The sequence below is a fragment of the Photobacterium sagamiensis genome, assembly GCF_050337085.1.
In the GTDB taxonomy this organism is placed as follows: Bacteria; Pseudomonadota; Gammaproteobacteria; order Enterobacterales; family Vibrionaceae; genus Photobacterium; species Photobacterium sagamiensis.
In genome coordinates, this window is sequence record NZ_JAKJSP010000080.1 from 1 (window position 1) to 22138 (window position 22138).

The window sequence follows — 22138 nt, forward strand, 5'->3', positions numbered from 1 at the left end:
ACTTAAGAACAGTTCTCTTCGCAAAGAGAATGGTGCGGAAGGAGAGACTTGAACTCTCACACCTTGCGGCGCCAGAACCTAAATCTGGTGCGTCTACCAATTCCGCCACTTCCGCATCTGGTATTTTTACATCTTGCGATGCTTCAACTCTAAGAGAGTGAAGATGGTGGCTACGACGGGATTCGAACCTGTGACCCCATCATTATGAGTGATGTGCTCTAACCAACTGAGCTACGTAGCCATCTTTTTTTTGTTCCATTCAACTGTGTTCTTAGCTGACCACTGTCTTGGGAACGGGGCGCATTATGCTCATACCAGCAAAAACCGTCAACAGTTTTTTTCGATATCTATCGAAAATTTGTTTGTTCGATTGATATTTGGACGAAATGTGTAAATGCCAGACCGAAAACCCATTTTCCAACAGGAAACTACCAAAATTGAGAGGGAGCCATTACACCGTTCGTTGTAGAATCAATACAAAATAAGCCAGCATTTCTGCTGGCTTATCATTATCAGGCTCTGAATTGCCGATATTGGTACGCTTTTGCTTTATACGTTAAAGCGGAAGTGGACAACATCGCCATCTTTAACGATGTAATCTTTACCTTCAAGACGCCATTTACCCGCTTCTTTAGCACCGCTTTCACCTTGGAACTCGATGAAAGCGTCGTAACCGACAACTTCTGCACGGATAAAGCCTTTTTCGAAGTCTGTGTGGATCTTGCCTGCGGCTTGCGGTGCAGTCGCGCCGACAGGGATCGTCCATGCGCGTACTTCTTTCACGCCTGCCGTGAAGTAGGTTTGCAGCGTCAGCAGCTCGTAACCAGAACGGATCACACGGTTCAGACCGGGTTCTTCGATACCCATATCGGCAAGGAACTCTTCACGATCGGCATCATCAAGTTCAGCAATTTCAGACTCGATAGCGGCACAAATCGGCACGACAACCGCGTTTTCTTTTGCTGCAAATTCACGAACCATATCGAGGTATTCGTTATCTTCGAAACCATCTTCGCTGACGTTTGCGATATACATGGTTGGCTTAACTGTCAGGAAATGCAGGTAATCAATAGCTGCCAGCTCTTCTTTACTCAGTTCAACCGAGCGAACCATGCCGCCTTCAGTTAAAGTAGGAAGTAGCTTTTCAAGTACTGCTGTTTCGAATTTAGCATCGCTATCACCGCCTTTTGCTTTTTTCGCCTGGCGGAAGATAGCACGCTCACAGGTATCTAGATCAGCCAGTGCCAGCTCAAGATTGATAACTTCAATATCTTCCAGCGGGTGTATTTTACCCGCAACGTGAACAATGTTGTCATCTTCAAAACAGCGAACAACGTGACCAATCGCATCAGTTTCACGGATATTAGCCAGGAATTTGTTACCCAGTCCTTCCCCTTTTGATGCGCCGGCAACCAGGCCTGCGATGTCTACGAATTCCATTGTTGTTGGCAGAATTCGTTGTGGCTTAACAATCTCCGCCAGTGCATCCAAACGAAGATCTGGCACAGGTACAACGCCGGTGTTTGGTTCGATAGTACAGAACGGGAAGTTTGCTGCTTCGATACCCGCTTTGGTTAAGGCGTTGAATAGTGTGGACTTACCAACGTTTGGCAGACCCACGATACCGCATTTAAAACCCATGGTTGGAAACCCTTTTGGTGATTATTCTGCTTTGAATGAATGTAGTCGATTTTGCGCTTTGTTCAGCCCGTCTTTTAACAGCAGATCCATACAACGCACTGCTTCATCAACAGCGTCATCAATATTTTCCTGCTCTTTGGCTGGCGCTTTACCTAATACAAAGCCTGTGACTTTGCTTTTGTCGCCGGGGTGTCCGATACCGACACGCAGACGATAGAATTCTTTGTTATTACCCATTTTGCTGATGATGTCACGCAGGCCATTGTGACCACCGTGACCGCCGCCTTTTTTGAATTTGGCGACACCCGGAGGCAAGTCCAGTTCATCATGTGCTACTAATATCTCTTCTGGCAGAATTTGGAAAAATTTCGCCAGCGCTGCCACAGATTTTCCTGACAGGTTCATAAAAGTGCTAGGGATCAACAAGCGAAGATCGTGACCGTCAGTCGTGATCCGACCGGTTCGGCCAAAGTATTTAGCGTCTTCTCGCAGGTTAATATTATGAACACGAGCAAGTTCTTCCACCACCCACGCTCCCGCATTATGACGGGTTCTAGCATACTCAGGACCTGGATTGGCCAGACCTACCAATAGACGAATATTGTTACTCACGCTTGTCTCTCTAGTCATATACCAATCACATTAAAGCAGAGCCACTACATGATCAGGCATTAAATACGATTGGTATCAGGGCTCAAAACGCGCGATATGTTATACCAATCTGAATCAGATTGGTATGATCACCGCGATTGTTAAAGAACCAAATAAAAAAACGCCTCGCATAGTGCGAGGCGTTTGAGGTTCATCGCCTGTTCGAATCAATGCTCATTACTGTTCATCTCATGACTCTCGAGCGAAACCGCTGCGAGTTGAAATGACAGGTAGATCAGCGATTAATGTTCGAACATTGCAGAAATAGACTCTTCGTTGCTGATACGGCGAATTGCTTCGGCGAGCATACCAGAAAGAGTGAGTACCGAAACGCGGCCGGTATCAATCATTTCCTGAGAAAGAGAGATTGAATCGGTTACGATAACTTCGTCGATCACTGATTCGCTGATGTTCTTAGCGGCGTTACCAGAGAAGACCGGGTGAGTTGCATAAGCGAATACACGCTTAGCGCCACGTTCTTTAAGCGCTTCAGCTGCTTTACACAGTGTACCGCCAGTATCGATCATATCATCAACAATCACACAGTCACGGCCTTCAACGTCACCGATCAGGTGCATTACCTGAGAAACATTCGCACGTGGGCGGCGTTTGTCGATAATGGCGATATCGGTATCATCAAGCAGTTTTGCAATAGCACGAGCACGTACAACACCGCCGATGTCTGGAGAAACAACCACTGGATCTTCCAGGTTTTTCGCCAGGATGTCTTCTAGCAGAACAGGGCTACCGAAAACGTTGTCTACAGGCACATCGAAGAAGCCTTGGATTTGCTCTGCGTGCAGGTCAACAGTCAGAACGCGGTCAACACCTACGTTAGAAAGGAAATCTGCTACAACTTTAGCCGTAATAGGCACACGAGCCGAACGGACACGGCGGTCTTGGCGTGCATAACCGAAGTAAGGAATAACAGCGGTAATACGGCCAGCAGAAGCACGGCGTAGCGCATCGATCATCACAACCAATTCCATTAAGTTGTCATTGGTTGGCGCACAAGTTGATTGAATAATGAATACGTCACTACCACGAACATTTTCATTAATCTGAACACACACTTCACCATCGGAAAAACGGTTAACTGTCGCGTCTCCTAGTGAAATGTATAGACGGTCAGCAATGCGTTGGGCTAGTTCTGGTGTAGCGTTACCAGCAAACAGCTTCATATCAGGCACGGTGGAAACCTCAGGTTGCGTCCAAGTTGTAGTTACTGACAATCCGTAGAAAGTGTGTTCAAGGTTGTCAATAGGGGAGATGTGTTGACACCTTTTGCGACAAATCCTTGGAGCCAGTCAGGTAATTTTTTCAGTATTGCATCGGCTTCTTGTTGAGTGCCAAATTCAGCAAACACACAAGCGCCAGTGCCAGTCAATCTCGACGGCGCGTATTCTAACAGCCACGAAAGCGCCTTATCAACCTCGGGGTGCAGTCTTCTGACGATTTTTTCGCAATCGTTTTCGTAAATCCCCTCTAAAAGGGCTTTCAGACTGCGTTTTTCTGTATTTCGGGGTAAATCCGGGTGGGTGAAAATATCGCCAGTGGCAATACTGACATCCGGTTTTGCGATTAAGAACCACTTCTCTTCCGGCTCGGCAGGGTGTAACTGTTCGCCGATACCTTCTGCGAATGCGCTAAAGCCGCGGACAAAAACCGGCACATCGGCACCTAGAGCCACCCCAATGTCTGCCAATTGATCGACACTGAGTTTGGTTTGCCATAAATAATTAAGGGCAACCAGCGTGGTTGCCGCATCGGAAGAGCCGCCACCTAAGCCGCCCCCCATTGGCAGGATCTTATCAATATGAATATCGGCCCCCGCTGTCAGGTTAGCCGCTTTACGCAGGCCATCGGCAGCACGATAAATCAAATTATCTTTGGTCTCTACGCCGTCAATGGCCGGTGTCAGGCTTATTTCATCTGAATCGTTAGCGGTTATGGTCAGAGTATCGCCGTGATCTAAAAACTGAAACAGTGTTTGCAGCTCGTGGTAGCCGTTCGGGCGACGACCGGTGATGTAAAGAAATAAATTCAACTTAGCCGGTGCAGGCCAGCTTGTTGTACGGTTCAATATTGGGTTGCGGGGGGGCATGGTGTTGCTCATTGCTGTGTTAAATCCCACTCATTGATGACGAGAGTAATACGTTGCTTGTCTTGTTTTAAAATGATGCGCTTGGGAAGCGATGGCGTGGTGGAATAGTCGTATTCCTGGTAATCCACCTCCCATAACTGATGGTCAATTTGTTTGGCCAGATAGGCGACGCGATTTTCACCATTGAGCTGGTAGGAGTCAGCGTCTGTCGGCAGTCCGATCAGCCAGTCACGCATTTGTTCAATTGGCAAGTTGATACCGGTTAGGTCGCGTACCAGCACGGAGGCATTCGAACCTTTATAACGTTTTCCTTCATGGGAAATCAGCGTTGTTCTGGTCGGTGTCGTATCGAGCTTGAGTAAGGTTTTACCCAAAAAGTTAGTCAGTAACAGGCGATCTGCCTCAGGCGCGGTTTGCCATAACAGATTGGCACCAAAGCGCTGTTCAGGGTCTTTGTAGCCGAGTTTCCCTGTCGCTTTATAGTGGTTCAGGTGCTGAAGGGCTTGTTCATGGCTTTGCCAGTCGGTCTGAGTCACGAGGGGGAGTTGCTGGGCGCAGCCGGTGATGAGAGAAAAAATAAGTGAAAGACCAATGAAACGCCATGCACGGACATGAGAGCTTCGACCCAGAGCAGATCGACCTTGAAAAAATCGAAAAGAGGAGATTGCGGGCATATCAAACGATTCGTTGATTGGTTTGTCGCAAACAATATCTCTAATTGCCCAATAAGCCAAATAAAAGCGTAATTTCAAAAAAATAATCCCGATTGGAACAAAAAAATCGCCCTTAAAATCCGACAAATGTGTGGCTATGCCATATTGATTACATCTGGCTCCTTTTATTACTGTGGGGCATCAAGTAAAATCCCGCCTTAGATCTTTTCATCGGCGAAGTTGGTACACCGTTTCCATGACCCTGCTTGCATTAGGAATTAACCATAAAACGGCTTCTGTCGATCTGCGTGAAAAAGTGGCTTTTTCACCGGATAAACTGAATGAAGCGTTACAGCAGTTAGCAGCTCACCCTGAAGTGACAAGTGGTATCATTGTATCTACTTGTAACCGTACGGAAGTGTACTGCGATGTGACACAGCTTGGGCCGGGGATCATGATTGACTGGCTGACTAATTTTCATCAGCTCTCTGCTGAGGAGTTGATGCCCAGTTTATATTTTCATGAAGAACAGGCGGCTGCACGTCATCTGATGCGTGTTGCGTGCGGGCTGGACTCTTTAGTACTTGGCGAGCCACAAATCTTAGGCCAGGTAAAGCAGGCTTATTCTGACTCACGAGAGCAAGAAGCTGTTCATGGCATGCTGGAAAAACTGTTCCACAAAACTTTCACGGTTGCGAAACGTGTTCGTACTGAAACAGATATTGGCGGTAATGCGGTGTCAGTGGCTTTTGCGGCCTGTACACTTGCGAAGCAAATTTTTGAATCGCTGTCTGAAGCGACTGTGCTGTTGATTGGAGCCGGGGAAACCATTGATCTGGTTGCCCGCCATTTAGTTGAGCAGGGCTGCAATCAGTTAATTGTAGCGAACCGTAGTAAAGAGCGAGCCGCAGGTTTGGCCGATGAATTTGGCGCGGAAGTGATTGGCCTGCCAGACATCCCTGAACATTTGCACCGTGCTGACATTGTGATCAGCTCGACGGCCAGCCCGTTACCGATTGTCGGCAAAGGCATGGTGGAAAATGCGATTAAGGCCCGCCGTCATCAGCCAATGTTATTGGTTGATATTGCGGTACCGCGGGATATTGAAGCAGAGGTCGGTGATCTGAACGATGCCTATCTATATTCAGTGGATGATCTGCACAGTATTGTTGAAAAGAACCAGGAGCAACGTAAAGTCGCCGCGATTCAGGCTGAAGCCATTGTGAGCGAGGAAAGCGCCGCCTTTATGAGTTGGTTGCGTTCACTCGAAGCCGTCGACAGTATTCGTCAGTACCGATCTTATGCCGACGAAATTAAAAATGACATACTTAACCGTAGTTTGCAGGCGATTGCCAATGGCGCTGCGCCAGAAAAAGTGCTGGCGGAGTTAAGTAACAAACTGACCAATAAACTCATTCACGCGCCAACCCGTGCGATGCAGCAGGCGGCTCACAATGGTGAACCGGAAAAACTGGTTGTTATTCGTGAAAGTCTGGGTTTGGACTCGATTAAAAGTTAATTTAAAGACCCTATGAACTCATCAATTTTAGTTAAATTAGAAACCCTGGTTGAGCGTTACGAAGAAGTTCAGCATTTGCTTGGCGATCCAGGCATCATCGGCGATCAAAATAAGTTTCGTGCCCTGTCTAAAGAGTATTCTCAGCTAGAAGAGATCACGTTGTGCTTCAAGGCTTATCAGCAAGCTCAAGAGGATCTGGAAGCGGCGGAAGAAATGGCCAATGAAGACGATCCTGAAATGCGCGAAATGGCGCAGGAAGAAGTCAAAGAAGCCAAAGCCAGCATTCTCCGTTTTGAAGATGAACTGCAGGTATTGCTGATCCCCAAAGATCCGAATGATGATCGTAACTGCTTTGTTGAAATTCGCGCCGGTGCGGGTGGTGATGAAGCGGGTATCTTCGCGGGTGATCTGTTCCGTATGTACAGCCGATATGCAGAGCGTCGTGGCTGGCGTATTGAAGTGATCAATGAAAACCGTTCTGAGCAGGGCGGTTACAAAGAAATGATCGCTAAGGTAAGTGGCGACGGTGCTTACGGCGTCTTGAAATTTGAGTCTGGTGGTCACCGTGTACAGCGTGTACCAGCAACAGAATCACAAGGCCGTGTTCACACGTCAGCATGTACTGTTGCAGTAATGCCTGAAATTCCTGAAGCGGAAGTTCCTGAAATTAATACTGGCGATCTGAAAATAGATACGTTCCGTTCATCAGGCGCAGGTGGTCAGCACGTAAACACCACCGACTCTGCTATTCGTATTACTCACTTACCAACGGGTATTGTGGTGGAATGTCAGGATGAACGTTCACAGCATAAGAACAAAGCGAAAGCGATGTCTGTTCTTGCTGCACGTATAACCAAAGCGGAAGAAGAAAGACGTCATGCAGCAGAAGCAAGCACCCGTCGCAACCTGTTAGGTTCGGGCGATCGTTCTGACCGTATTCGTACGTATAATTACCCTCAAGGTCGTGTATCAGACCACCGTATCACCTTAACTCTTTATCGTTTGAATGAAGTGATGGAAGGGGATATGGATAGCTTGATTCAACCTGTTATTCAAGAACACCAAGCAGACGAACTGGCTGCGATGGCTGAGCAACAGTAATGTCACTCAGCATTGAAGCGCTGATAAAGCAAACCGCTTTGCAATTAACGAAGGCGGGTTCTGATAGCCCGCAGTTAGATTCGGCGGTATTGCTGTGCCATGTATTAGATAAACCCCGTAGCTACTTGCTAACCTGGCCTGAAAAAAAGCTGGAAGAGGAGCAATACGCGGCTTTTGATGCATTACTGAGGCGACGCCTGGCGGGTGAGCCGGTGGCTTACATTCTGGGTGAACGTGAATTTTGGTCACTGCCGCTGAAAGTCTCGCCGTCGACGCTGATCCCGCGGCCGGATACCGAGCGTCTGGTTGAACTGGCCTTGGAGAAAATTCCGGCCCAACCCTGTTCGGTATTGGATTTAGGCACAGGTACTGGCGCTATTGCGTTAGCGGTTGCTTCAGAGCGTGCTGATATTCAGGTTACGGGGATCGATCTTCGCCCTGAAACGGCTGCGCTGGCAACGGAAAACAGTGAGCGGTTAAATATTCGCAATGCCCGTTTCCTCGCTGGAAGCTGGTACACCCCATTGGCTGAAACTGAACAGTTTGCCGTTATTGTCAGCAATCCACCTTACATTGATGAAGCTGATCCGCATTTGTCCCAGGGCGATGTACGGTTCGAGCCGAAAAGTGCGCTGGTTGCTGACGATAATGGCCTGGCTGATATTAAGATCATCAGCCAGCAAGGACGTCAACATTTGCAACCAGGAGGCTGGTTGCTGATGGAACACGGCTTTGAGCAAGGGGAAGCGGTACGCACCATTTTACAGGAACTGGGTTATCACCTGGTCTCAACAGCACAAGATTATGCCGGGCTCGATCGAGTCACCATGGGCAGCTGGCAAGGATAGAGAGAGAAATATGTACGATGTAATGATAGATTTTCATAAGGCAGCAATCGCATTAAGTATATTACTGTTTGTTGCCCGTTATTGCCTGATGATGGCTAATTCTCAGTTGACGGAGAAAAAATTCTTCAAAGTCACACCACATGTGGTTGATAGCGTAATGCTATTGTCTGGCATCGGACTTATTATGATGTCTGGGATTATGCCTTTCACCGAAACAGGTAGCTGGCTTACCCAGAAACTGAGCTGCGTACTGGCCTATCTTGCACTGGGCTTTTTTACCCTGAAATATGGCAAGAACAAGGTATTTAAGACCTTTGCTTTCTTCGGGGCATTAGGTTGGGTGATGGCGGCTGCGAATATTGCAGTAACGAAAACGTCATTTCTGGGGTAAGTCATGTTGCAGTTTAATGATGACGAGTTGGATCAGATGGAGCTGGTGGAAGGGGCAATGGAAATCACTGCTGCTGTCGAACCGGCTTTTCCTGTTGCCTGGGTACGTCTTCAGCTAAAGAAGCTCGCTCAGGAAGCTGAACATACGTTGATGGATGAGCCAAACCCAAGACTGCGACTGGAAGGTCTGTTACGACTATTTTATCGTGAATGGGGATTTCAGGGCGATCATCAGCAATACTTCTCTTCTGAAAATGCGTTGCTGGATAAAGTGCTGCAGCGCAAGAAAGGGATTCCGGTCAGCCTTGGTGCGATTTTTCTATACTTAGCGCGTCATCTGGAACTACCGGTCACCAGTGTCGGGTTTCCGACCCAGTACATTCTGAAAGTCGATTGGTACGATGGCGAACAGCAGTTTATCAATCCCTTTGATGGTGAATATATCAGTTTACGTACCTTGCGTGGATGGCTTATTGGTTACAAAGGTCCGTTTACAGAGCTCAAAGATGAGCATTTCGCCACTGCGGATAACAAAGACATCCTGGCTCGCTGGCTAACGGTGTTGAAAAGCGCACTATTACGTGAAGAGCATTATACTGATGCTTTGCGTTGCAGTGACTTAGCTTTATCTATCCGTCCTGACGATCCGCATGAAATCCGCGATCGTGGTTATATCTATCAGCAGTTAGATTGCAGCCATGCCGCAGCGACAGATTATGCCTATTTCATCGAGCAATGCCCGGAAGATCCGGCGGCAGAATTGCTTAAGTTGCAGGTTCAGGCGTTAAATGAAGAGCCTCTTACCCTGCATTAATTAAAACGAGAAGATAAACATGATGGAACAAAAAATTGTTCGTATTGGTGACATTGACGTAGCTAACGACAAGCCTTTTGTCTTGTTCGGTGGTATGAACGTGCTTGAGTCTCGTGATCTGGCTATGCAGATCTGTGAGCATTACGTTGAAGTAACCAATAAATTAGGTATTCCTTACGTTTTCAAGGCTTCTTTCGATAAAGCTAACCGTTCATCGGTACGTTCATACCGTGGTCCGGGTATGGATGAAGGCCTGAAAATTTTTCAGGAACTGAAAGATACCTTTGGCGTAAAGATCATCACTGACATCCACGAAATTCATCAGGCGCAACCTGTCGCTGATGTGGTTGATGTTATCCAGCTGCCTGCTTTCCTGGCGCGCCAGACTGATTTGGTTGAAGCGATGGCGAAAACCGGTGCTGTGATCAATGCGAAGAAACCTCAGTTTATGAGCCCGGGTCAGGTTGGTAATATTGTTGAGAAGTTTGCTGAGTGTGGCAACGACAATGTGATCTTATGTGAGCGCGGTGTGTTGCACGGCTACGATAACTTAGTTGTCGATATGCTTGGCTTTGACGTGATGAAGAAAGCCTCGAAAGGCAGCCCTATCATCTTTGACGTCACCCATGCCCTGCAATGCCGTGATCCACTGGGTGCCGCTTCTGGTGGCCGTCGTGAACAAACGATTGATCTGGCACGCTCTGGTATTGCTGCAGGTATTGCGGGTCTGTTTATGGAAGCACACCCAACACCCGATCAAGCACGTTGTGATGGCCCATCGGCCTTCCCGTTAGATAAGCTAGAGCCGTTCCTGGCGCAGATCAAACAGCTCGATGATCTGATTAAAAGCTTTGAGCATATCGATATTCAATAAGTTGATAACAGCTTAAGACCTAGACGGCTAAGTAGAGAATTCTGCTTAGCCGTTTTTTTTGAGTTGTTTCTATTTCAAACGATCTTAGTTGCTTATATAAAATATTACCATTATGAAAAATTCGGACGATCACTCTAACTGTTGATCTATTAGTGGTGATATTCATTATTCATCAGGAAGATATTGGATGATGCACCTACTATAGGCTATTGAGGGAGTGATATCTGTCACGCCTGCTCTGTGAGAATTAAATTCTGCAACTGTATACTTCTCCCCGAATAAATTTCGTAGAAGTTGGATGTTACGTGTCATTATACCAAGATATACCTTTATGCAATGAGTCAGCGTCGTTATCTCGCTGGAATAGCCATGATACAAGCTGGATGCTGAGCTTATTTGGTACCGCCGTCGGTGCGGGAATTTTATTTTTACCGATTAATATTGGTGCGGGTGGATTCTGGCCGCTAGTGTTGATGGCGATATTTGCAGGCCCAATGACGTATTTTGCTCACCGTGGATTAGCACGGTTTGTTCTTTCCTCATCTCGCCCACAAGCTGACTTTACGGAAGTGGTTGAAGAGCACTTTGGTACCTCGACCGGACGTATTATTTCGGTTCTCTATTTTCTGTCGATTTTTCCTATTTTACTGATCTATGGTGTGGGCCTCACCAATACGGTTGACAGCTTTATCGTCAACCAGCTAGGCATGGCTTCACCACCGCGGGTACTGCTTTCTGGTGGGCTGGTCTTTAGTATGATTGCCATCATGATGGCAGGTGAAAAAGTCATGCTGAGGGCGTTTGAGATTATTGTTTACCCGTTAGCGATTATCTTGGCCGGCCTGTCTCTTTATTTGGTTCCAAACTGGCGTTTACCTGAATTATCAGCCTCATTTGACGCTGGGCAATTTACGGCAACACTTTGGCTGGCGGTGCCTGTTACCGTCTTTGCATTCAGCCATGCGGCTGCTATTTCAAGCTTTGCAGGTGCACAGCGTCGTCATTATGGTTCACATGCCACACCTAAAGCAGAGCAAATCTTAAAACGCACCTCTGTCATGCTGATCTCATTTGTTCTGTTCTTTGTCTTCTCGTGTGTACTGAGTTTAAGCCCCGAGCAGCTTCTGGAAGCGAAGGCGCAAAACGTATCGGTATTATCATATCTGGCGAATGTCCATGACAGCCAGGTTATTGTGGCATTCGGCCCATTGATCGCCTTTATTGCGATTTCATCTTCTTTCCTCGGTCACTTTTTAGGGGCGCGGGAAAGTTTAAACGGCATGCTGAAAAAGCAATCGCAGTTAAGTGCCAAGAAAGCGGATTGGTTGGGTATTGTATTCATGTTCTTCAGTATTTGGGGGGCCGCAGTGTTGAACCCGAGTATTTTAGGCATGATGGAAGCTTTCTCTGGCCCTGTCATTGCGATGATTTTGTTTATCATGCCAATGATTGCGGTATATAACGTGGATGCGTTGAAGTGCTATCGTGGCAAGTTCAGCACTTACTTTATTCTGGTGATGGGATTGTTGGCAGTATCTGCGATCCTGTTTAAGTTATTCTAATAACAAAGAAAAGGGAGTGCCATAATAGCACTCCCTTTTGATTCTCTATGACGGTTCTTACTCTTTTCCTAGAACCTAGAACCTAGAACCTAGAACCTAGAACCTACAACTTAAAGCGGTTAATTTCCTGCTGCAGTTCGTGCGACAGGTTAGATAACTCAGCAGCTTGCTGTGCGGCTTCATCGGCTTCAATCGCTAATTCGTTTGAAACGTCACGAACCCCTTCGGTATTGCGGGTGATCTCTTCGGTTACCGATGATTGCTCTTCTGCAGCAGAAGCGATTTGGGTTGCCATATCGCTGATATTGGTCACTGCATTGTTGATTTGTGACAAGCTTGCAGAGGCGGCATTCGCGTCGTCAACACTGGTTTCAGCCAGGTGGCGGCTATCTTCCATGATCCCAACTGCACGACCGGTGGTCTGCTGCAGAGTTTCAATCATCTGCTGAATTTCCTGGGTAGAAGCATGGGTACGTTGGCTCAGTACACGTACTTCATCAGCTACCACGGCGAAACCACGGCCCTGCTCACCGGCGCGAGCGGCTTCGATTGCCGCATTCAGTGCCAGCAAGTTTGTCTGCTCGGCAATGCCCTGAATCGTCGACAGAATCGTATTAATGCTCTGAGCGTGAGTATTCAGCTCTCCGATCACTTCCGTTGCCGTTTCAACCTCACGGGCCAGACTGGAGATAGATTGCTGGCTCTGGCCTACCTGAGTGGCACCATGTTCAGAAACGGTAACGGTTTCGCCCGATGTGCTTGCCGTGTTCTCGGCATTATTGGCAATTTCCTGGGTAGCGGCCGCCATTTCATTAATCGCCGTTGCCACCATATTGATTTCATCTTGCTGATGCTGAATACGGGTACTGCGCTCTTCTGCCTGTGAAGCCGTTATTTGCGACTGCTGGTTCAGTGACGCAGACACTTCGCTCAGACGGGTGACCATACCGTGCATATTGCCGACAAAGCGGTTGAAGTTGTGGGCCAGCTGACCCACTTCATCATCGCTGCGTGGTTCCAGACGCTGAGTCAGATCGCCTTCACCGGTGGCAATTTTTGCCAGTGCTTCAGATACGCGGCCTAAGTCACGGAATAAGAAACCGACTAACCAGGCTACGGCACTTACCACAATCAGGGTAATCACGATTGCAGTGATGATCAGCTGACGAAGCAGGCTGGTGTGGCTGGCTTCTTCTGTTGCGCGATCCATTTCGATACCGAGGATCCAGTCGGTGTTCGGTACGTTAGCAAAGTAAATTAGCTTTGCTTGTCCGTTGATCGTGATTTCATTAATACGGTTACCCTGATCTTTGCTGCCTTGCAGGCTGGCTTCGATAATCGACATGTTGATCTCTTTGCTATAACTGTTGATTGGTTTTAGCAGCAAAGATTGATCCGGATGGGCTAGAAAAGTGCCGTCTTGTTTATTGATCAGCATCGCATAAGCATTGTCACCAACATCGAGGTTAATCACATCATTGATTAACTGATCGATAAGTACGTCGGCACCGACAACGCCCACCATGGTGCCGTTTTTCATCACGGGCTCTGCAATGGTAACTAACAGTGCGTTAGTGATTGCATCGCGATATGCCGTGGTGATGATCTGTTTACCGGCGCTTTGAGCGTCACGGTACCAAGGGCGGGTACGGGGATCGTAATCGGCGCGGTTTCTTTCCGGGTGCGAGCGGTACATCCCACCAGCGGGAGTGCCCAGAAAGATATCGTCAAAGCCACCGGCTTTACGTGCTTGTTGTAAAAACGGTACGACATCCGCTTCAGTGCTATAGTCATTGAACGCACTTGCAATGTCGCTACGGATAGAAATCCAGTCTGAAATCCCTTCAGTTGCCGCAGCCGCCAGGCTGTCAGCTCGCGAGTAAATACTGCTGCGGGTTTGGTCAAAAAGTTGATCGGCGGCTAGCCAGGTTAGTGCTGTGGCCATTACGACGACCGCAGATAAGCTGGCACCAATGAGTTTGTGCTTTAAGGATAATTTCATTTTGGATCTCAGAGGGCGGGATGGAAAAAGTCATTTTTAAGCGGCGAATTCTATAGAGAATTTGAACAATATGCACGCGAAAGTGGCACATGCTTTTCCCTTTTTAATCATGTTAATTAAACGGTTTTTTATTGACGCACCTTGTGATTGGTGTCAAAAAATCGTCCTTGCCGAAATGTCATTACATATTCTTTTAGGGCATGAACATATAGATGTTTAGACGTCTAGATGTTGACACGTATAGAGGGAAGTTTTAGTCTAGGGCAAATTTTAAAATAGATGTCCTGTAGTCATCATGTCGAACACAACACAACAATTAACGATTAAGCCTTCAGCACTTGCATTGCTGCCTTTAGGCATTTTCCTCGCCTTATTTATCGGTGTGGGGAGCTATCTCACTATGCAAGGGGTAGACTTCGCGTTCTACCAGTTACCGGCACCTGTTGCCGCTTTGCCTGCTGTTCTCATCGCGCTGTTATTAAGCAAAGAAAAGCTTAATAAGGCTATTGAACAGTTTTTACAGGGGGTAGGCCATAGCGATATTATTGCTATGTGTATGATTTACCTGCTTGCTGGGGCGTTTGCGGCGGTTGCTAAAGCCACTGGCGGTGTTGATGCTACCGTGAACCTTGGCCTTTCAATGTTGCCTGCTAGCATGATCTTACCAGGTATCTTCGTGATTTCTGCATTTATAGCGACAGCGATGGGAACATCAATGGGAACCATTGCCGCTGTTGCACCTGTCGCGTTAGGTATTGCGCAGGCTGCAGGGATAGATGTTGCGCTGACTGCCGGTGTCGTACTCAGCGGTGCGATGTTTGGTGACAACCTGTCTATTATCTCTGATACCACGATTGCGTCGACCCGGTCGCAAGGTTGTCAGATGCGCGATAAGTTTCGCGAGAATATCCGTATTGCTCTGCCGGCAGCACTGTTTGCGATTGCCGTTTTTGCCTTCAGCAGTGCGGTAACAGAGGTACCTGCTGCTGGTGATGTTGAGTGGCTGAAAGTATTGCCTTATATCACAATTCTGGTACTGGCCGTTTCTGGTCTGAATGTGTTTGTGGTGCTAAGCCTGGGCATTTTGCTGGCAGGTGGTGTGGGTCTGATGTCTGCAGATGAGTATACCTTGTCGACATATGCGAAAGATATCTACGCCGGCTTTGGCAATATGCAGGAAATCTTCCTGCTGTCGATGCTGATTGGCGGTATTAGTGAGTTGATGCGTCAGCAAGGTGGCTTGGCTTACCTGACTCAGATGATCAGTCGCATTATCCGTCTGTTTAGCAAAGATCATAGTAATGAACAGAATCTACGTGCGAGTGAGCTGGGTATCGCCGGTCTGGTTGGCCTGACGAACTGTTGTACAGCGAACAATACGGTGGCCATTATTGTGTCCGGTGGTGTTGCAAAAGAATTAGCTGAAGAAAATGGTGTCACACCACGCCGTGCAGCCAGTCTGCTGGATATCTTCTCTTGTGTCATTCAGGGCGTATTGCCGTATGGCGCACAAGCATTACTATTGGGATCAGTATTTGGCTTATCGCCACTGGAAGTCGTGAGCCACTCTTATTATTGTTTCTTCCTGGCCATTGCGGCTGTGGTCGCTGTGCTATTGAAACATCCAAGCCGTAAATTGGTTTGCGCTTAATATAGGTTTATACAAGTGCTTGATTGATATTCAAGATAACTAATAATGCTATCAAAAGCTCCGCACTGACGGAGCTTTTTTGTGCTTGTAATAGATGTTTGGCGTAATGGGATTTTCTGTAAAGTGATCTGGTCAACAGATTGATGAAATGAACCCGCAACCCGTATTTAATTAATTTAAACTGAGGCCTGTTTGTATCTGCATTTCATAGGTCAGACTTAACTGCAAGGAATGCAGGCAGTGGTGTATACCTTGGGTATAAATAATAAATAATAAATAAAAAACACATGATTAAGGTGAAAAACATGAAGCAACGCCTATTTACCAAAGCAGTATTAAGCGCAGCTTTACTTGCTGCGCTTTCTGGTTGTGCGAGTCAAGCTGATAACGCCTCTCCAGCATGGGATGCTGATAAGACGTATAAAATAACAATCATCCATACCAACGATCACCATGGCCGTTTCTGGCAAAATAAAAATGGTGAATATGGGATGGCAGCACGTAAAACGCTGTTAGAACAAATTCGTACAGAGGTGGCCGCTGAAGGTGGGACATCGTTGCTTCTTTCTGGTGGTGATATTAACACCGGCGTTCCTGAATCAGATCTGCAAGATGCGGAACCAGATTTTAAAGGTATGAACATGCTGGGTTACGATGCCATGGCATTGGGTAACCATGAATTTGACAACCCGCTGGAAGTACTGCGTAAGCAGGAAGCGTGGGCTGAGTTCCCGATGCTTTCGGCCAATATCTATGACAAGGCAACCGGTAAGCGTTTGTTCCAGCCGTATCAGATCTTCGAGCAGCAAGGCATTAAAATCGCCGTTATCGGTTTAACAACTGAAGATACAGCGAAAATTGGTAACCCGGAATTTATCGGTGGCATTGATTTCCGTGATCCAAAAGAAGAAGCGAAAAAGATCATCGCTGAACTGAAAGAAACAGAAAATCCGGATGTTATCATCGCAGCAACACACATGGGCCATTACGAAAATGGCAACCGCGGGGTTAATGCGCCGGGCGATGTTGCGTTAGCGCGCTACGTTACTGAAGGTAATTTGGACATGATTGTCGGCGGCCACTCGCAAGAGCCTGTCTGCATGGAAGGTCCTAACATGTACAACAAGAACTTCAACCCAGGCGAAGCGTGTCAGCCCGATCAGCAAAATGGTGCCTGGATTGTTCAGGCCCATGAGTGGGGCAAATATGTGGGCCGTGCGGACTTTGAGTTCCAGAACGGTGAACTTCAGATGGTTAGTTATGATCTGATCCCGATTAACCTGAAGAAAAAAGTGAAGATGGCTGACGGCTCTAAGAAGCGCGTCTTCATCGAGGATGAAATTTCTCAGGACGAAGAAGTCTTGTCCTTCCTGACACCGTACCAGGAGAAAGGTCAGGATCAGTTGAATATTAAGATTGCCCAATCCAATGGTAAGCTGGAAGGTGATCGTAATGTGGTTCGTTTCCAGCAGACTAACCTGGGCCGTCTGATTGCAGCCTCACACATGCAGCGCGCTAAAGCTGACTTTGCTGTAATGAACTCTGGCGGTGTTCGTGATTCTATCGCCGATGGTAATATTACCTATAAAGACGTATTGACGGTACAGCCATTCGGAAACATCGTGACTTACACGGATATGACGGGTACTGAAGTAACCGATTATCTGAATGTAGTGGCAACTAAACCTGTAGATTCTGGCGCTTACGCTCAGTTTTACGGTATTTCAATGGTTGTTGAAAATGGTGCAGTTCGTGATGTGAAAATTGGCGGCAAAGCGCTGGATCCAAAAGCGACATACCGCTTTACGATTCCAAGCTTCAACGCAGCCGGTGGTGATGGCTATCCGAAGGTTGCAGGCCACCCTGGTCACGTAAACACGGGTTTTGTTGATGCTGAAGTACTGAAAGAGTTCCTTCAGGCAAACAGCCCAATTGATGTAAATGCCTACGCGCCAAAAGGTGAAATGGTTTACAAATAATCGGCTTATGCGTTAATTGGAAGCGGCATCCAGCGATCTGGGTGCCGTTTTTTTTCGCTGGTATTTATAGTAAGACAGAATCTCGCATATTGGAGTGGTTTGGGTATAGTGGTTAAACAATGTCGTTAAACGAACAAATTATTACCACTCGATCTAAGGCGTAAACAACAATGACTCCAGCGATTAAACTTGCCAAAAAACATGGGATCAATTTTACCGTTCATCACTATGAACATGATCCGGCAAATACTAACTTCGGCTTAGAGGCCGCAGAAGTGCTGGGTCACAATCCCGATCTGGTGTTTAAAACATTATTGTTTGCCCTCAATGGTGATGCAAAAAAACTGGCAGTGGCAATTGTTCCGGTATCAGGCATGCTCGATCTTAAAGCCGCCGCCAAGGCTGCCGGGGGCAAGAAAGCAGATATGGCCGACCCTCAAATAGCAGAAAAAACAACAGGCTATATTGTGGGAGGGATCAGCCCTCTGGGGCAGAAGAAGCGTTTGCCGACTTTCATTGATGCTTCTGCACAACAATTTGAGACGATTTGTGTCAGTGCAGGACGTCGAGGCTTAGAAATTGAGTTGGCTCCGAAAGATTTGCTGTCGCTTACCCAAGGCCGTTTTGCGCCGCTTTCAAAAGCTAAGAGTTAAAAGCAAATTAGCGATATCGTTTGTCCAGATAACTATACAGTCGTTGGTTTACATGATGAAAAATCACAACCTTAATCTGCTACGGACATTACAAGTGTTACTGGAAGAATGTCATGTCAGTCGTGCAGCTGAGCGGTTGCATGTCACTCAGTCTGCCGTGAGCCGTCAGTTAACCCAGCTTCGGGAGTTATTTCACGATCCGCTACTGGTTCGAGATGGGAATCGGCTATTGCCGACCCCTCGTGCTGAGCAGCTCAAGCTGAAACTTGATGGGCTGTTAACTGAATGTCATAGTTTATTTGAGCCCGAGGATTTCCAACCCGCGCACTGGCAAGGTCGGGTTGTGCTTTCATCATCTGACTATGTCGCGCAATATATTTTGCCTGATATTGTTGATCGGTTGAGAGAGCGGGCTCCGCTACTCAATGTGGCTTATCAGCTGTGGTCTCCTAAGCAATTTGACCAACTGGCTGAGCTGGATATTCAACTGGTGTCGACCATGTTACCGAAGATCCCTGATGGACTGTGTGGTGAGCCCATTGGGGCAGATCATCCGGTTTGCGTGATGCGCTCTGATCACCCTTTAGCCGGGGCTGATAGCTTAAACCTGGATGACTTTTTGCGTTTCAGCCATGTCTCCGTTACCGGAGGCGGGGATAAAGACAGCTTCGTTGATCGCAGCTTAGCTGAGCAAGGGAAAAGCCGGCATATTCAATTTACCGTCCCTTTCTTTACATCGGCATTAACGGCTGTCTGCCGATCGGATATGTTGCTGGTGATCCCAGAGCATATCGCAGTGAATATGCAGCAGTTGTTTTCCATCACCTATTTTTCGCTTCCGGTTTCGGTTCCAGAACATAAATATTGGCTGATCTGGCACCCTAAATACGACAATGACCCTTCTCATCAATGGCTTAGAGAGTTGGTATTAACGCTGATGAGGGACTCTATGTATTCAATGGCTGTGACGAGTACGGAGTAGTTTATGCGTGGTATTTACTGGGTATGAGTAATTATCATAGCGGAAATGATTTCTTTTGATTTCTAATTATAACCTCTGCTTGTTAAGTTATACCCAATCCACTTCAAGATGCAGTGTTCAGCGAGAATGCAGTGGCTTTTAGGCAAGGCAACCCTATGAGCGAATAGTGGTTCTATTTGGAGTATATTTCCCCAGCAGAAGGAGTAAGGCATGACACTGAGTATTTGGCTTTCATTATTAATGATTTGTATATTGGGGGCGATGTCTCCGGGCCCCAGTTTAGCGGTTGTTGCCAAGCATAGTCTCGCCGGAGGGAGGACTCACGGTATTGCTACGTCGTGGGCTCATGCTTTAGGTGTGGGAGGCTATGCGTTGCTGACCTTGCTGGGGCTTGCCGTGGTATTAAAGCAGTCACCGACTTTATTTATGTTTATCTCTTACGCGGGGGCGGCGTACTTAGCCTATTTAGGGCTTAATGCATTACGTTCCAAAGGGGGAGTTGCGGCGAAACTGTCGGCCGGGGAAAAAGCGAGTCTCAGCGAGGCGGCGCGTGACGGCTTAATGATTTCGTTATTGAACCCGAAACTGGCCCTGTTCTTTATAGCGCTATTCAGTCAGTTTGTTGCCGTGGGGACAGAAGCGTCGAGCCGTGCGATTATTGTCGCGACGCCTTTGTTAGTGGACGGTTTATGGTACACCTTTATTGCTATTGTCCTCTCCAATCCCAGCGTTCTGGCTACGTTACGAACCAAAGCGCAACTGATTGATCGTTTGTCTGGCATTGTATTGATACTGTTGGCATTTCGAGTGGTGTGGCAAGCTTAGACTAGAGACTAGAGACTAGAGACTAGAGACTAGAGACTAGAGACTAGAGACTAGCGTTGGCGTTTTTGATGACGTTCGCGATTTTCCAGTTTTCGTTCCGGGCTCTTTTTGAGCATGACGTAAGTCGCCCCAGTCCCACCGTGTTGTCGCTGGGCAGAATGGAAACACATGATATCTGAAATCTGTTCTAACCAGGTTGTGACATAACTTTTCATCATCGCTGGTGGATTAGAACGTTCACCTTTGCCATGGATAATCATCACCGTACGTACATCCATACGCTGGCACTGCTTTAGAAATTGCAGTATTTCATCACGAGCCTGTTGTAGGGTTTTACGATGCAGATCTAAACGAGCCTGGATCTCGTATTTGCCAAGACGTAGCTTCCTGAACACACCTTCCTGTACACCGTCGCGTTTAAATTCAACCATATCTTCAGGTTTTAGCATATTCGCGTAATCAAGAGACAGGTATTCTGGGTCGCTATCTGTAAGTGACTGTGCTGCAATTTGTCTGGCTATGTGCGCTTCGGTTACTTGGTATTTATGATGCGCTTCGACTTGGTCTTGTTTGAGCGGTGATACATCAGCCATCATCTCTCGGAAGAGATCTGATTCATCGTTATCTGACATGATGGTTCGGAGTTAGGGGAGGATATTGTTATTATACGAGCCATGTACCAAGGCATAAAGAAAAAAGAAATCCAGGGTCAAGACCGACAGTTTGACCCTGGGAAGCAAATTACTTTGCTAAATGGCTCTAGTGAGGAGAGGGTGCTGATAGTACTTTGTAGACAAAGTAACCACCGAAAAATATCATTAATCCCAACGCCCCAAAGATGACGATCATTGAAGAGAGCCCTATGGCATTACCAAATAGAAGATCTAACCAAAAATCCATGCTCTGCCCTTAAGTCGTGGAATAGTGGTTACAAGATAACCAGTGAAATGAAATTGTTATGATGATCTGGATCAATGGTTCGAGGGTTGTTTGATTTGTGTTCAAAGTGATGCGTTTGAGATCACTTAACTAACGGTGTTTTCTCTACTTTGATTGTTTGATGAGCAACTGATCCCTGAATAGTAAAAAATGCATTGTAAAACTTGCTTAAAATTAATTGCTGAGTAATATAGGCGGCCTCGACAGATACTGAGTCGAGGATCGAGTGACGAGCTTAGAGGAAACAACTCTTTGCATATATCTCGAAACAATAGTCGGTGAATAGCGCAGTTTGGTAGGGCATCCTGATTTTAGGAGTAGCGGACCAGAGGGCGACCCTCGGCAAGGGCACCAAAAGCCAAAAAATAGTTCGGTGAATAGCGCAGCTTGGTAGCGCATCTGGTTTGGGACCAGAGGGTCGGGGGTTCGAATCCCTCTTCACCGACCACTTTATTTCTGTTGGATGTAAGTCGGGCAGAACAATCTGGTAAGATTTGAAACATACAAAGAAGTGTCGAGTATCTAGAACCTAGTACCTAGTATCTAGTATCTAGTAACCTAGTACCTCGCTTCTAATGTCGGTGAATAGCGCAGCTTGGTAGCGCATCTGGTTTGGGACCAGAGGGTCGGGGGTTCGAATCCCTCTTCACCGACCACTTTATTTCTGTTGGATGTAAGTCGGGCAGAACAATCTGGTAAGATTTGAAACATATAAAGAAGTGTCGAGCACCTAGAACCTAGTATCTAGAACCTCGTTACTAATGTCGGTGAATAGCGCAGCTTGGTAGCGCATCTGGTTTGGGACCAGAGGGTCGGGGGTTCGAATCCCTCTTCACCGACCACTTACAATGGTGGCTATAGCTCAGTTGGTAGAGTCCCGGATTGTGATTCCGGTTGTCGCGAGTTCAAGCCTCGTTAGCCACCCCATATTCAGGTAATGCATGCATTTC

Annotated in this window: 20 protein-coding genes and 6 tRNA genes; 16 read left to right on the forward strand and 10 right to left on the reverse strand. The window is 47.1% G+C overall.

Annotated elements, in window-relative coordinates; genetic code table 11:
* Window positions 1-30: 30 nt before the first annotated feature.
* The 7 genes from L4D76_RS26835 to lolB form a co-directional block, all read right to left on the reverse strand.
* Window positions 31-115: transfer RNA gene (locus tag L4D76_RS26835), tRNA-Leu, on the reverse strand.
* A 49-nt stretch (window positions 116-164) separates the two neighbouring features.
* A tRNA-Met gene (locus L4D76_RS26840) sits at window positions 165-241 on the reverse strand.
* A gap of 308 nt (window positions 242-549) precedes the next feature.
* Window positions 550-1641, reverse strand: a complete 1092-nt coding sequence (ychF, locus tag L4D76_RS26845; protein ID WP_428443914.1) for a redox-regulated ATPase YchF — start codon at window positions 1639-1641, stop codon at window positions 550-552.
* Between the two features lie 21 nt (window positions 1642-1662).
* The gene (pth, locus tag L4D76_RS26850; protein ID WP_428443915.1) at window positions 1663-2253 is read right to left on the reverse strand and encodes an aminoacyl-tRNA hydrolase; all 591 of its coding nucleotides are present in this window, start codon (window positions 2251-2253) and stop codon (window positions 1663-1665) included.
* A gap of 281 nt (window positions 2254-2534) precedes the next feature.
* On the reverse strand, window positions 2535-3482 hold the full coding sequence (locus tag L4D76_RS26855; protein WP_428443916.1) for a ribose-phosphate pyrophosphokinase: 948 nt from the start codon (window positions 3480-3482) through the stop codon (window positions 2535-2537).
* 32 nt (window positions 3483-3514) lie between these two features.
* The gene (ispE, locus tag L4D76_RS26860; protein WP_428443917.1) at window positions 3515-4408 is read right to left on the reverse strand and encodes a 4-(cytidine 5'-diphospho)-2-C-methyl-D-erythritol kinase; all 894 of its coding nucleotides are present in this window, start codon (window positions 4406-4408) and stop codon (window positions 3515-3517) included.
* Window positions 4405-5148 carry a lipoprotein insertase outer membrane protein LolB gene (gene lolB, locus L4D76_RS26865; protein ID WP_428443918.1) on the reverse strand — a complete coding sequence of 248 codons (744 nt, stop codon included), beginning with the start codon at window positions 5146-5148 and terminating at the stop codon, window positions 4405-4407. The genes ispE and lolB overlap by 4 nt, the downstream gene beginning before the upstream one ends.
* Before the next feature lie 157 nt (window positions 5149-5305).
* Here lolB and hemA point away from each other — a divergent pair, with 157 nt between their 5' ends.
* From hemA to L4D76_RS26900, 7 genes are all read left to right on the forward strand, one after another.
* Window positions 5306-6568, forward strand: a complete 1263-nt coding sequence (hemA, locus tag L4D76_RS26870; protein WP_428443919.1) for a glutamyl-tRNA reductase — start codon at window positions 5306-5308, stop codon at window positions 6566-6568.
* 12 nt (window positions 6569-6580) lie between these two features.
* Window positions 6581-7669 (forward strand): peptide chain release factor 1, encoded by a 1089-nt coding sequence (prfA, locus tag L4D76_RS26875; RefSeq protein WP_428443920.1) that lies wholly within the window; start codon window positions 6581-6583, stop codon window positions 7667-7669.
* On the forward strand, window positions 7669-8517 hold the full coding sequence (gene prmC, locus L4D76_RS26880) for a peptide chain release factor N(5)-glutamine methyltransferase (RefSeq protein WP_428443921.1): 849 nt from the start codon (window positions 7669-7671) through the stop codon (window positions 8515-8517). Before prfA ends, prmC begins: the two co-directional genes overlap by 1 nt.
* 10 nt (window positions 8518-8527) lie before the next feature.
* Window positions 8528-8908: a SirB2 family protein gene (locus tag L4D76_RS26885; protein ID WP_428443922.1), complete on the forward strand. Its 381-nt coding sequence runs from the start codon at window positions 8528-8530 to the stop codon at window positions 8906-8908.
* Window positions 8909-8911: 3 nt separating this feature from the next.
* A complete protein-coding gene (locus L4D76_RS26890; RefSeq protein WP_428443923.1) occupies window positions 8912-9721 on the forward strand; it encodes a SirB1 family protein in 810 nt (269 codons plus the stop codon).
* A 19-nt stretch (window positions 9722-9740) separates the two neighbouring features.
* Window positions 9741-10595: a 3-deoxy-8-phosphooctulonate synthase gene (gene kdsA, locus L4D76_RS26895; protein WP_428443924.1), complete on the forward strand. Its 855-nt coding sequence runs from the start codon at window positions 9741-9743 to the stop codon at window positions 10593-10595.
* A gap of 305 nt (window positions 10596-10900) precedes the next feature.
* Window positions 10901-12157, forward strand: a complete 1257-nt coding sequence (locus tag L4D76_RS26900) for an aromatic amino acid transport family protein (RefSeq protein ID WP_428443925.1) — start codon at window positions 10901-10903, stop codon at window positions 12155-12157.
* A gap of 103 nt (window positions 12158-12260) precedes the next feature.
* Here the strand turns inward: L4D76_RS26900 and L4D76_RS26905 are convergent, their stop codons facing one another.
* Window positions 12261-14159 (reverse strand): methyl-accepting chemotaxis protein, encoded by a 1899-nt coding sequence (locus L4D76_RS26905; protein ID WP_428443926.1) that lies wholly within the window; start codon window positions 14157-14159, stop codon window positions 12261-12263.
* 295 nt (window positions 14160-14454) lie between these two features.
* On the opposite strand from L4D76_RS26905, the gene L4D76_RS26910 reads away from it, so the two are divergent.
* The 5 genes from L4D76_RS26910 (at window position 14455) to L4D76_RS26930 (ending at window position 20249) form a co-directional block, all read left to right on the forward strand.
* Complete coding sequence (locus tag L4D76_RS26910) at window positions 14455-15810, forward strand: Na+/H+ antiporter NhaC family protein (RefSeq protein ID WP_428443927.1); 1356 nt, start codon at window positions 14455-14457, stop codon at window positions 15808-15810.
* A 305-nt stretch (window positions 15811-16115) separates the two neighbouring features.
* Window positions 16116-17789, forward strand: coding sequence for a bifunctional UDP-sugar hydrolase/5'-nucleotidase UshA (ushA, locus tag L4D76_RS26915; protein ID WP_428443928.1), 1674 nt, complete (start codon window positions 16116-16118; stop codon window positions 17787-17789).
* Between the two features lie 170 nt (window positions 17790-17959).
* Entirely contained in the window at window positions 17960-18442 is a 483-nt protein-coding gene (ybaK, locus tag L4D76_RS26920) for a Cys-tRNA(Pro) deacylase (protein WP_428443929.1), read from the forward strand.
* A gap of 52 nt (window positions 18443-18494) precedes the next feature.
* Window positions 18495-19424 (forward strand): LysR family transcriptional regulator, encoded by a 930-nt coding sequence (locus tag L4D76_RS26925; protein ID WP_428443930.1) that lies wholly within the window; start codon window positions 18495-18497, stop codon window positions 19422-19424.
* Window positions 19425-19634: 210 nt separating this feature from the next.
* Window positions 19635-20249, forward strand: a complete 615-nt coding sequence (locus L4D76_RS26930; RefSeq protein WP_428443931.1) for a LysE family translocator — start codon at window positions 19635-19637, stop codon at window positions 20247-20249.
* Window positions 20250-20299: 50 nt separating this feature from the next.
* Here L4D76_RS26930 and smrA read toward each other — a convergent pair whose 3' ends face one another.
* The gene (gene smrA / locus L4D76_RS26935) at window positions 20300-20881 is read right to left on the reverse strand and encodes a DNA endonuclease SmrA (protein WP_428443932.1); all 582 of its coding nucleotides are present in this window, start codon (window positions 20879-20881) and stop codon (window positions 20300-20302) included.
* Window positions 20882-21008: 127 nt separating this feature from the next.
* A complete protein-coding gene (locus L4D76_RS26940) occupies window positions 21009-21149 on the reverse strand; it encodes a DUF3149 domain-containing protein (RefSeq protein WP_318925453.1) in 141 nt (46 codons plus the stop codon).
* A gap of 410 nt (window positions 21150-21559) precedes the next feature.
* On the opposite strand from L4D76_RS26940, the gene L4D76_RS26945 reads away from it, so the two are divergent.
* The 4 genes from L4D76_RS26945 (at window position 21560) to L4D76_RS26960 (ending at window position 22115) form a co-directional block, all read left to right on the forward strand.
* Window positions 21560-21636, forward strand: a tRNA-Pro gene (locus L4D76_RS26945).
* Between the two features lie 131 nt (window positions 21637-21767).
* Window positions 21768-21844, forward strand: a tRNA-Pro gene (locus tag L4D76_RS26950).
* Between the two features lie 109 nt (window positions 21845-21953).
* Window positions 21954-22030: transfer RNA gene (locus tag L4D76_RS26955), tRNA-Pro, on the forward strand.
* Between the two features lie 9 nt (window positions 22031-22039).
* Window positions 22040-22115, forward strand: a tRNA-His gene (locus L4D76_RS26960).
* Window positions 22116-22138 lie beyond the last annotated feature (23 nt).

Excerpts from the sequence above, each read along its gene's own strand:
- ychF (WP_428443914.1), bottom strand. The coding sequence starts at position 1,641 with ATGGGTTTTAAATGCGGTATCGTGGGTCTGCCAAACGTTGGTAAGTCC.
- ispE (WP_428443917.1), bottom strand. The coding sequence starts at position 4,408 with ATGAGCAACACCATGCCCCCCCGCAACCCAATATTGAACCGTACAACA.
- hemA (WP_428443919.1), top strand. The coding sequence starts at position 5,306 with ATGACCCTGCTTGCATTAGGAATTAACCATAAAACGGCTTCTGTCGAT.
- prfA (WP_428443920.1), top strand. The coding sequence starts at position 6,581 with ATGAACTCATCAATTTTAGTTAAATTAGAAACCCTGGTTGAGCGTTAC.
- prmC (WP_428443921.1), top strand. The coding sequence starts at position 7,669 with ATGTCACTCAGCATTGAAGCGCTGATAAAGCAAACCGCTTTGCAATTA.
- L4D76_RS26885 (WP_428443922.1), top strand. The coding sequence starts at position 8,528 with ATGTACGATGTAATGATAGATTTTCATAAGGCAGCAATCGCATTAAGT.
- L4D76_RS26890 (WP_428443923.1), top strand. The coding sequence starts at position 8,912 with ATGTTGCAGTTTAATGATGACGAGTTGGATCAGATGGAGCTGGTGGAA.
- kdsA (WP_428443924.1), top strand. The coding sequence starts at position 9,741 with ATGATGGAACAAAAAATTGTTCGTATTGGTGACATTGACGTAGCTAAC.
- L4D76_RS26905 (WP_428443926.1), bottom strand. The coding sequence starts at position 14,159 with ATGAAATTATCCTTAAAGCACAAACTCATTGGTGCCAGCTTATCTGCG.
- L4D76_RS26910 (WP_428443927.1), top strand. The coding sequence starts at position 14,455 with ATGTCGAACACAACACAACAATTAACGATTAAGCCTTCAGCACTTGCA.
- ushA (WP_428443928.1), top strand. The coding sequence starts at position 16,116 with ATGAAGCAACGCCTATTTACCAAAGCAGTATTAAGCGCAGCTTTACTT.
- ybaK (WP_428443929.1), top strand. The coding sequence starts at position 17,960 with ATGACTCCAGCGATTAAACTTGCCAAAAAACATGGGATCAATTTTACC.
- L4D76_RS26925 (WP_428443930.1), top strand. The coding sequence starts at position 18,495 with ATGATGAAAAATCACAACCTTAATCTGCTACGGACATTACAAGTGTTA.
- L4D76_RS26930 (WP_428443931.1), top strand. The coding sequence starts at position 19,635 with ATGACACTGAGTATTTGGCTTTCATTATTAATGATTTGTATATTGGGG.
- smrA (WP_428443932.1), bottom strand. The coding sequence starts at position 20,881 with ATGTCAGATAACGATGAATCAGATCTCTTCCGAGAGATGATGGCTGAT.
- L4D76_RS26940 (WP_318925453.1), bottom strand. The coding sequence starts at position 21,149 with ATGGATTTTTGGTTAGATCTTCTATTTGGTAATGCCATAGGGCTCTCT.